Source organism: Romboutsia sp., from assembly GCF_051659545.1.
GTDB lineage: Bacteria > Bacillota > Clostridia > Peptostreptococcales > Peptostreptococcaceae > JBOFOR01.
The window spans coordinates 19235-29298 of the sequence record NZ_JBOFOR010000051.1 but is presented as its reverse complement, the minus strand read 5'-3'; the positions used below and the strand labels follow the sequence as shown (position 1 = coordinate 29298).

At 29.3% G+C, this 10064-nt stretch carries 11 protein-coding genes and 1 riboswitch; all 11 genes read left to right on the top strand.

Annotation, left to right across the window (positions count from 1 at the left end):
• The first annotated feature begins 250 nt into the window (after nt 1–250).
• The 11 genes from ACRC03_RS03015 to fliI all read left to right on the top strand — a co-directional run bounded on the left by ACRC03_RS03015 (nt 251) and on the right by fliI (nt 10058).
• Entirely contained in the window at nt 251–685 is a 435-nt protein-coding gene (locus ACRC03_RS03015; RefSeq protein WP_438651068.1) for a helix-turn-helix domain-containing protein, read from the top strand.
• 179 nt (nt 686–864) lie between these two features.
• Entirely contained in the window at nt 865–1839 is a 975-nt protein-coding gene (locus ACRC03_RS03010) for a metallophosphoesterase (RefSeq protein ID WP_438651067.1), read from the top strand.
• 257 nt (nt 1840–2096) lie between these two features.
• Entirely contained in the window at nt 2097–2900 is an 804-nt protein-coding gene (locus tag ACRC03_RS03005) for an Rpn family recombination-promoting nuclease/putative transposase (protein WP_438651066.1), read from the top strand.
• Nucleotides 2901–2996: 96 nt separating this feature from the next.
• Nucleotides 2997–3674 (top strand): hypothetical protein, encoded by a 678-nt coding sequence (locus tag ACRC03_RS03000; protein WP_438651065.1) that lies wholly within the window; start codon nt 2997–2999, stop codon nt 3672–3674.
• Between the two features lie 59 nt (nt 3675–3733).
• A riboswitch (cyclic di-GMP riboswitch) is annotated at nt 3734–3818 on the top strand.
• Between the two features lie 418 nt (nt 3819–4236).
• The gene (locus tag ACRC03_RS02995; RefSeq protein WP_438651064.1) at nt 4237–4563 is read left to right on the top strand and encodes a flagellar basal body protein; all 327 of its coding nucleotides are present in this window, start codon (nt 4237–4239) and stop codon (nt 4561–4563) included.
• Between the two features lie 4 nt (nt 4564–4567).
• On the top strand, nt 4568–4972 hold the full coding sequence (gene flgC, locus ACRC03_RS02990) for a flagellar basal body rod protein FlgC (RefSeq protein WP_438651063.1): 405 nt from the start codon (nt 4568–4570) through the stop codon (nt 4970–4972).
• 17 nt (nt 4973–4989) lie between these two features.
• Nucleotides 4990–5337 (top strand): flagellar hook-basal body complex protein FliE, encoded by a 348-nt coding sequence (fliE, locus tag ACRC03_RS02985; protein WP_438651062.1) that lies wholly within the window; start codon nt 4990–4992, stop codon nt 5335–5337.
• A gap of 22 nt (nt 5338–5359) precedes the next feature.
• A complete protein-coding gene (gene fliF, locus ACRC03_RS02980; RefSeq protein WP_438651061.1) occupies nt 5360–6919 on the top strand; it encodes a flagellar basal-body MS-ring/collar protein FliF in 1560 nt (519 codons plus the stop codon).
• Between the two features lie 22 nt (nt 6920–6941).
• Nucleotides 6942–7994 (top strand): flagellar motor switch protein FliG, encoded by a 1053-nt coding sequence (gene fliG / locus ACRC03_RS02975; protein ID WP_438651069.1) that lies wholly within the window; start codon nt 6942–6944, stop codon nt 7992–7994.
• On the top strand, nt 7975–8754 hold the full coding sequence (locus ACRC03_RS02970) for a FliH/SctL family protein (protein WP_438651060.1): 780 nt from the start codon (nt 7975–7977) through the stop codon (nt 8752–8754). Before fliG ends, ACRC03_RS02970 begins: the two co-directional genes overlap by 20 nt.
• Nucleotides 8751–10058 carry a flagellar protein export ATPase FliI gene (gene fliI / locus ACRC03_RS02965; RefSeq protein ID WP_438651059.1) on the top strand — a complete coding sequence of 436 codons (1308 nt, stop codon included), beginning with the start codon at nt 8751–8753 and terminating at the stop codon, nt 10056–10058. The genes ACRC03_RS02970 and fliI overlap by 4 nt, the downstream gene beginning before the upstream one ends.
• Nucleotides 10059–10064 lie beyond the last annotated feature (6 nt).

The window sequence follows — 10064 nt, the reverse complement described above, 5'->3', positions numbered from 1 at the left end:
TTCAAGAAATTCAAATAGATGTATTTGGAAATCACACTCTATTCCACTAGACTGTAATCTCTTTTTCATGTTATTTATATTATAACATATTTGTACAAAAAATAAACAAGTGAATTATAAATGCTACAAAGATTTAGCAGATAACAGTAACTTAGCAGGTTACTTAATATTAAAACTTACACTAAAATGTTTAAATACTAGCAAATAAAGGATATAATTATAGATGAATTCATATTAATGGAGGCAGCTAATGAGTACTTTTGGTGACCGATTCAAAAAACTTAGATTAACTAAAAATTTAACCCAAGAACAACTAGCAGAAGAAATCAATAAAAGATACGGATATTCCTTTTCTAAGGCAACTATAAGCCAATATGAAAACAACAGAAGAACTCCTGAAATAACTGCAATTCTAAAATTTGTTGAATATTTCAATACATCTTTAGATTACTTGCTTTGTAATGATAGCTATACTGTAAAAGAAATGAGTAGTATATATAATATTAATACTTCTAAGGATACAGTTGAACTAGAACATATTTTAGCTATGATAAATAATATGGTTTACAAAAATGAAATTTCATTAGATAGACAAGTGTTGAGTAATGAGGAGCTTAAATTATTTAATAATTGTTTTGAAATAGGAGTAGAGCTAGTAAAAAGAAATAGGTTAAATAATATTTAAGTAGGATAGGACTATATATATAGTCTATATCTATCAATTAGTTAACGCGAAAATAATCATATAGCACTTAATATGCTCTAAAGTATACTATTGACAAAAAAATATCTTCTTGAGTTAACATAAATATAAACTTATAAGAATAAGTTAACCATGATTAAAATTAAGGAGATGGAATTTATATGATCTGGGTAGTAGGAGATATACATGGTATGTTTGATCCATTAAATGAATTAGTAAATGAAATAAGAAGCCATGAAGAGTATAATAAAGAATCTGAACAAACAAAAATAATATTTTTAGGTGATTATATAGACCATGGACCTTCATCTAAGGAAGTCATTGATTTATTATTAGAAATCAAGGAAGAGTTTGAGGTAGTGTTTTTAGCAGGAAACCACGACGACATGATAACGCAATATATAAATGAAACTGATTTATTCCAAAACTACGCGAGTAATTGGATAAAAGATAATGGTGTTAAACAAACTTTAATATCACTATCTTCTAGAACTGATTTACAAAGACAATTATATGGTCTAGACTATGGATATATTAAATGGGAAGAATTGAATGTAGAGAATAAATATGTAGAATTTTTCAAGAACTTAAAGTATTCACATGTTGAAGAGTTAAAAAGTGAAGAGGATGCACATAATTTCATTTTTACACATGCATGTATAAATTCAGAACAAGATATTTTAGAACAAATACAAATAAAATCATATGACGATTTACAACAGTACTTAAAAGATAAAAGAATATGGATTGAGAATAGTATTATTTGGAATAGAAAAATGCTAAAATCACCAATTGAAAACTATATAAATGTACATGGTCATACTGCAACTATAGGTCTAAAGGATTATTATAACCTTAAGGGAAATTATGATACTGAATCAGGAATGCCGTATTTCAATTTTGGAGATAAAAAGGTATTTTGTAAATGTGGATCTAGAAACTGTTCTTTTTATGATGTAGAAATTGATGAGTTAGCATCTATTAATATTGATACTAGTGCTATTTTTGGAAAGTATCTTACAGCTATTAAAATACCTAATTCATTTGCTTATTCTAAAGAAATAGATTTAGTACAAATACCAACGGGTGGTTCAAGAAGAAATAATAATAACAAATATATTAAGGTTAAATTATAATTAAAAAGGATATAGAAATATGGAAGCGGTGGATAGGATGAAAGCAAACTTAATGAATTATATCGAGGAGTGTAAGTATTCAAATAATTATTCATAATATAATTAAGTCAAGTACAATGTTAACAAGCCAAGTAACAAAGAATAAAAAAGAGAGTTAGTGTATAGACAATAAACTTTATGATATAATTATAATATAAATAAGTAAAATACAGTATTGTATTAGTTGATACAAGAGATAGATTAAGGAAGTGAGTAGGATGTGTATAGAACTATTAAGCCCTAAAGTAGATTTTGTGTTTAAAAAAATATTTGGATCTGAGAATAACAAAGAAATACTAATATCATTTTTGAATGCAGTAATAGATAATAATGAACCCATTACTAGTGTAGAAATACTAAACACAGATGTTGAAAAAGAATTCCTAGATGATAAATTTTCTAGACTAGATATAAGAGCAAAGACAAATAAAAATCATATAGTTAACATAGAAATACAGGTTAAAAATGAATATAACATTATTAAAAGAAGCTTATACTACTGGAGTAAGTTATATACTAATCAAATGAAAAATAAAGGAAAGTATAAACAACTAGAAAGAACAATATGTATAAATATATTAGATTTTAAATGTATAGATAATGATAGATACCATAATGTATTTAGGTTAAAAGAATTAGAAACAAATGAGGAGTTAACGGACACTATGGAGATTCATTTTATTGAATTGCCAAAGCTAGATACAGACATAGGGATTAAAAATGTTCTAGAGGCATGGTTACAATTTATAAAACAGCCAGAGAAAAATTTAGAAATGGATATATCTGAAATTAGAGAGGCTAAAAATCAACTATGTAAATTAAGCGGTAATCAAAAAGAAAGAGAAATGTATTTTATGAGGGAACAATCGTTGATACAAAAAGAAAGTGCATTAGACGGTGCAAAAGAAGAAAAAGCTACTGAAATAGCTAAAAATTTATTAGATATACTTGATGATGAAACTATATCTTCCAAACTAGAATTAGACATAGATGTAGTTAGGAAATTAGGGTTTGAAGATTAACAAATGAGCAAAGGCTGTTACCAACAACTATATATATAAATCAGATGAAATCCTATACTAAATACAATATAATTAAAGTAATAAGGGGGAGTTATCATGACAATCTACGACATAGTCTATGTAAATCAAATAAAAGAAACAGCGCTCTCAGGGGGAATTAATAAAGATAAAAGTAGAAAAAATAATCAAGAAGAAAGCAAGGAGAATTCAAAATCTAAACAAAATAGCAGTAACACAAATTCCACACTAAAAACAAAAGCTAGAGTAATAAACGCAGACTTAAGAAATATCCAAGAAAAAATAACACAAATACAAATGAAAGAACAAGAAATAGATCAAGTAGAAAATGCATTAAACCAAGCAAAACGAGAATACATAAAAGCAATACAAAACCAAAATGGAGAAGAAGTAAAACAAAAAATAAAAATAAAACAACTAACAAAAGGAATACAAGACCTAGAACAACAATCACAAGAAGAAACATCAAACACAGATTATATAAAAGATGAACATCAATCCATAGCAGTAATAAACGACACAATGAAAAAGATAAACCAAATAAAAAATACACTATCAAAATATAAATCACAATTATTAGCATTAAATGAAATGATCCAAAGTAATAAATCTAAGATAGACAATCAACAATCAGAAATACAAAGAGAGCTTGCCAATATAGAATGTATAAAAGAGGAAATAATAATTAACCCACTAGATTTTATATTCATCCAAGGAACCATAAGTACAGGATTAATCATAAATGTCTATGTATAATCAAAAAAAATATTCAAACGACAATAAATATGATATAATAAAAACAAGGAAATAATTTACAATTTAATAGGCAAAACTAGGGAAATCTAGTGACGCAAAACTATAGGGGCTAAAGTCAAAAGACTATGCCAGCCAGTTGCCGAAGAGTTAGAAAACTTTTTGTAATTAGCAGATTATAAAGTTACTCTTTTAGAGTAACTTTTTGTGTGTAAATTTAAAAATAAAACATAATCCAAACTTCTATAACTGATAAAAATTTGAAAATAATTCCCAAAATCGAGGAAAATGTCGAAAAATAACGAACGATAATTGACATAATTTGCTAAATAATGAGGAATTTATTGTAAAAAAGTGTATAATGTGATATATAAGCATACAAAAATGGTATAAATACAACATTATAGTATTAACAGTAGATGGAGTGTAAGGGGATATGTTTTGTTACTTTATTTCACATGGAGATAATTAGCAACAGATTATTAAGTTATGAAAGTAATTCAACTACTCTTTTAGAGTAGTTTTTTTTGTAAAAAGATTAAAATAGGTTAAATTTGGAGGGTCTATGGAAATATATGATTTAATGAAAATGAGTTTAGATGCTACAAACTTAAGAGGCAAGGTGACTGCAAATAATATTGCAAACATAAATACTTCCGGATATAAAAGAAAATACGTCACATTTGAAGAAACCTTAAATAATAATTTAAATAATAAACCCAAAATAGAAGTAAAAACAGATGAGGGGTCATCTATGAGGGAAGATGGGAACAATGTAGAACTAGAAAATGAAAAAATTAACCAAGCAGCTACTACTTTGCAATACAATGCATTAGTAAGTTTAACTAATACAAAATTAGCAATGACAAAAAGTGTGATCTCCGGGAGGTAATTAAATGAGTGTTTTTAGTGGAATGAGAATTAGTGCAAGTGGTTTATCTGCAGAAAGATTAAGAATGGATACTGTATCAGCTAATGTTTCAAATGTAAAAACTACAAGAACTGAAGAGGGCGGAGCATATAAACGTAAGATTCCAGTATTTGAAGAAAATTATGATGAAAAATTAGGCATGTTAGGTGTAAAAACAGTGAAAATAGAAGAAGATAAGTCTCCACTTAGAAAAGTGTATCAACCAGAACATCCAGATGCAGATGAAGAAGGATATGTAGAATACCCAAATGTAGACTTGTTAGTTGAAATGTCAGAATTAATGACAGCATCTAGAGCTTATGAGTCTAATGTAGACACTTTAAATGCACAAAAAAATATGATATCAAAAGCATTAGAAATAGGAAGATAATATAAAGAGGTGAGTATATGCCAATAGGAGCAATAGAGGGAATAAGTAATAAAATATTTACTCAAGGTATGAAAAACATAGGGGCAGTTGAGCAACAGATAGCACCAAATGATCAACCTAAAAGTGAAAGTACAAAAACTAATTTTGAAAATGTTTTAGACACTGTAAAAGACGGTGTATACAAAGTAAACGATAGTCAAATAAATGCAAATAATAAGATAGAGGGCTTTATAAAAGGAGAAGATGTTAGCATGCATGAAGTTATGCTATCAGTACAAGAGTCTCAAATGTCTATGCAATTAATGTTAGAAGTTAGAAATAAGATGTATGAGGCTTATCAAGAGGTAAATAGAGTACAATTGTAGTCTATTGACAAGGAGTAGATAAATGAACGTGAAGGGAATTATAGAAAAGGTAAAAAAAATTATAACTGCTAAAACAGAGCAATTTAAAGGTTTAAAAAAAGAGAAAAAAATAGCAGCAATAATTGGAGTTGTAGCAGTTACATTATCAATAATATTTGGAATTATGTACTTAAATAATAGTAAATACCAAGTTCTATTTTCTGGATTAGATTCTAGTGATGCCAATACTATTACCAAAGAATTAGAAAGTAGAAAGGTAGAAACAAAAGTAGAAGGAGACAGTATATATGTACCTAGGGAGCAAGTAGATAAATTGAGACTTGAACTTTCAGGAAATATATCTAATGGATCTAAGGGATTTGAAATAATGGATGATGGCTCTTCTTTTGGTATGACGGATGAAGAGTTTCAAATAAAAAAACAAAGAATGACTCAAGGAGAAATTGAGAAAACCATAAAAACTTTTCCACAAGTAGAAAGTGCTAGAGTACATATTACAAATGGAGAGTCATCAGTTTTTTCTAAAGAAAGTATTTCGGGAACTGCGGCTGTTTATTTAAATTTAAAACCAGGAGCTAGCTTAGATCCGAGTCAAGTAAGATCTATAATGTCTTTAGTTTCAGCAAGTACTTCTAATATACCTAAACAAAATGTTGAGGTAATAGACCAAAATATGAACTTACTGTCTGAAGGATTATTTGATGAAAATGGTAAAGTTAATTCTACAAGTGCAAATGGGCTTGATTTGGCTAGAAAAGCTGAAAAACAAATGGATTCAGACTTAGAAAGAGCTATTATGAGTCTTCTAGAGCCTATATTTGGGCAAGGAAAAGTAAAAGTTGCTGTTAATTCAGATTTGAACTTTGATAGTAATGAAAAAACTGAAACAGTAGTAGATCCAAATAAGGTAATTAAAAATGAATCGAAAAGTGAAAATAAAACTACAGAGCAAAACAATGATGGTGGCGCTGTAGATAACAATATGAATAACACAGGAAATAATCAAAATGGAGTAGAAGAAAGCAAAGAAGAAAAAACAGAGTATGAAGTTGGTAAATCAGAAACCAAAACAGTAACAGCTCAAGGCGGTATAAATAAAATTACCGCATCAGTAGCTATTGATGGGAATTTAGATGCTGGAGCCATGAAAAATATACAAGATATGGTGGCAAATACTATAGGGATGGATAAACAAAGAGGAGATGATATCACTGTAGTAGGTATGCCATTTAATGAAAATAAGGCACCAGCAAATATAGTTGAGGCTATAAAACAGGATGCTCAATTAATGAATATATTAAAAGCGGTAACTATAGTAGTGGCAGCGCTGTTATTGATAATAGTAGCAACACTTGTAACTATGTTTATTAGAAAGAGAAAAGCTAAAGAAGAAGAAGAAGAGTTTGATGATGAAGCTGAAATAGATTTAATTAATCAAAAACTAGAACAAATGGAAATAAATAGAATGGTTAATGTTGAAGGCGACGAAGAAAGCATTAGCTTAGAAGAAGAAGTTAGAAAATATGCTTTTGAAAATCCAGAACAAGTTACTGATTTAATTAATAATTGGTTAAACGAATAAAAGGTGGTTGTTTATTTTGCAAATGGAAGTTACTAAATCGGGAAATGCTTTTGACCTAGGTGATATACCTAAAAAAAGAAAAGTAACTGGTTCGAGGAAGTCAGCAATACTTTTGATGACGCTAGGACCAGAGGTAGCAGCAGGTATAATAAAAAATTTGCCAGACAAGAAAATACAAAAAATAGGTGTTGAAATAGCAAATATAAATACTGTAAGTGCCAGAGAAAGAAGAGAAATTCTTCAAGAATTTATAGAATTAAACAAAGGAAAAGAATTTGCTCTAGAAGGTGGTATAGATTGTGCAAAATCTTTACTTAATGGAGCACTTGGAAATCAAAGGGCAAGTAAACTTTTAGAAGGCATTAAATACGATGCATATACAAAGATTTTTATAAGTGCAAGAAAAGCGGAGCCAGAGCAAATATTAGCTTGTATTCAAGGGGAAAGTCCTCAAACGATTGGAATAATTTTATCTCATATTCAGCCAGATAAAGCTGCGCAAATACTGAGTGAGTTAGCACCTAAATTACAATACGAAGTATCTCTAAAAATTGGTAGTACATCATCTATATCTCCAAATATAATAAGGACTATAGATGCTGCTGTTGAAGCAAAGTTAGCTAAATTAGGACAAAGAGAAGTAGAAAATACAGGTGGAGTTAATAGCTTAGTAGATATATTAAGTAATGTGGATAGAAAAACTGAAAAAGGTATAATTAACTACATAGAACAAAAAAATGCGGAGTTAGCAGAAGAAATTAAGTCAAATATGTTTATATTTGATGATATTGTTAGGCTTGAAAATGTGGCGATTCAAAGAATACTTAAGGAAGTTAATGTTAAAGATATTGCTTTTGCTCTTAAAGGAGCATCTAAAGAGGTTGCTAATGTTATCTTTAGAAATCAATCACAAAGGGCATCTCAAGCACTTCAAGAAGAAATTGAGTTATTAGGTAAGGTAAAGATATCTCAAGTAGAAGAAGCACAACAAACTATAGTTGGTATAGTTAGAAGACTTGAAGATGCAGGAGAAATAACTTTATCTAGAGGATCAGATGATGAATTCATTTTATAGTAGCGTTATAAAAAAGGAAGATGCAGTTTATGGTGGTAAAAAAAAGTTAAAGATAAACACTCAGGTGAAAACTGATGAAATAGAAGAAGTAGTTGATGTACCTTCAGAGGAGTTAATAAGAATAGAAGAAGAAATACAAGAAAAGTTAGCTCAAGCAGAACTTAAATATGAAGAAACTATTAAATTAGCTCAAGAAGAATCATTGAGGATAATAGAAGAAAGTAAAAATCAAGCATTAGATATAGAAAAAAAAGCTTATGAAGAAGGTCATAGCCAAGGTGTTCAAAATGGTTATGAAGATGGATACAAGGAAGCTTATGAAGATAACATAGAAAAAGCAAGAACAGAAGCTGATGAAATAATAAATAATGCTAACAATATTTTATTTGAAGCAAAAGAACATGTAACTAATTACATTAAAGAACACCAAGAAAATATAATGAAATTAAGTATATCTATAGCTGAACAAGCACTAAGAAGTAAGTTTGAAGATGTAACTTATATAGAAGAGTTATTACTTGGTGTAATAAATGAGTATGAGCTTAAAGAAAACTTTGTAATAAAAGTAAATTCTATGTACAAAGACAGTCTAGACAAACAAGTTATAGAACTTAAAGAAAACTATAGATTAAATGGAGATGTATTTGTACTAGAAGATGACTCTATAGAGGCTGGAAATGTGATTATTGATACTGTAAATGGTAGGCTTGTAATGGGAATAGATGCAGTGCTAGATAAAATAAAAGAGGAACTATTATGATTAATATAGACTTTGAAAAAATACAAAAAAGAATCAAAGATATTCCTACAGTAGTATCAGAAGGCAAAGTTAAAAAAATCATAGGTCTTACATTAGAGGTAGAAGGAATTAAGTGTTTTGTAGGAGAGTTATGTACAGTATATAATCAGTTGAATCAACCTATAAATTGTGAAGTAGTTGGATTTAAGGATGATGTTGTAATATTAATGCCATTAGGTGAACTAACAGGTATAGGTCCAGGGTGTAGGGTAGTAGCTCAAGGTATACCTCTTAGTGTTAGGTGTAGTGATGAACTTTTGGGGAAGGTACTAGACGGTATAGGAAATCCCATAGATAAAAGTAGTATACTATCAGGCGAGAGATATAGTTTATATAATGAACCACCAGACCCTATGACTAGACCGAGAATTACAAAAGTTATGCCTACTGGAATAAGAGCAATTGATGGATTTCTAACTTGTGGTGAAGGTCAAAGAATAGGTATATTTGCAGGAAGTGGTGTTGGTAAAAGTACAACACTAGGAATGATGGCAAGAACAGCAGAAGCAGATGTAAATGTAATTGCACTTATAGGAGAAAGAGGTAGAGAAGTTCTAGATTTCATTGAAAGAGATTTAGGAAAAGAAGGAATGAAAAAATCAGTAGTAGTATGTGCTACTTCTGACAAATCACCTCTAGTAAGATTAAAAGGAGCACTAACGGCTACTGCAATAGCAGAATACTTTAGAGATAAAGGTAAAAAGGTTATTCTTATGATGGATTCAGTAACCAGATTTGCTATGGCTCAAAGAGAAGTAGGACTAGCTATTGGAGAGCCTCCAGCTCAAAAAGGTTACACACCTTCTGTATTTGCAATACTACCAAAATTAATGGAGAGAACAGGTATGTCTGATAAAGGATCTATAACAGCTTTTTATACTGTATTAGTAGATGGGGATGATTTTAATGAACCAATAGCCGATACGGTGAGAGGAATATTAGATGGACATATAGTTTTATCTAGAAGTTTGGCACACAAAAATCATTATCCAGCTATAGATATTTTAAATAGCGTAAGTAGACTTATGAATGAAATAGCACAAGATGATCATAAGGCAGCAGCATCTTTTGCAAGAGATATACTAGCTACCTACAAAGAAGCTGAAGATTTAATTAATATAGGTGCTTATGAACAAGGCTCAAATAAAAATATAGATAGGTCTATTAAATACATAGATACAGTAAACGGATTTTTAAAACAAAGTGTAGATGAAGATACACTATTTGAAGATAGTAAAAAAGTCTTAACAACTATGTTCAATTAAAGGGGA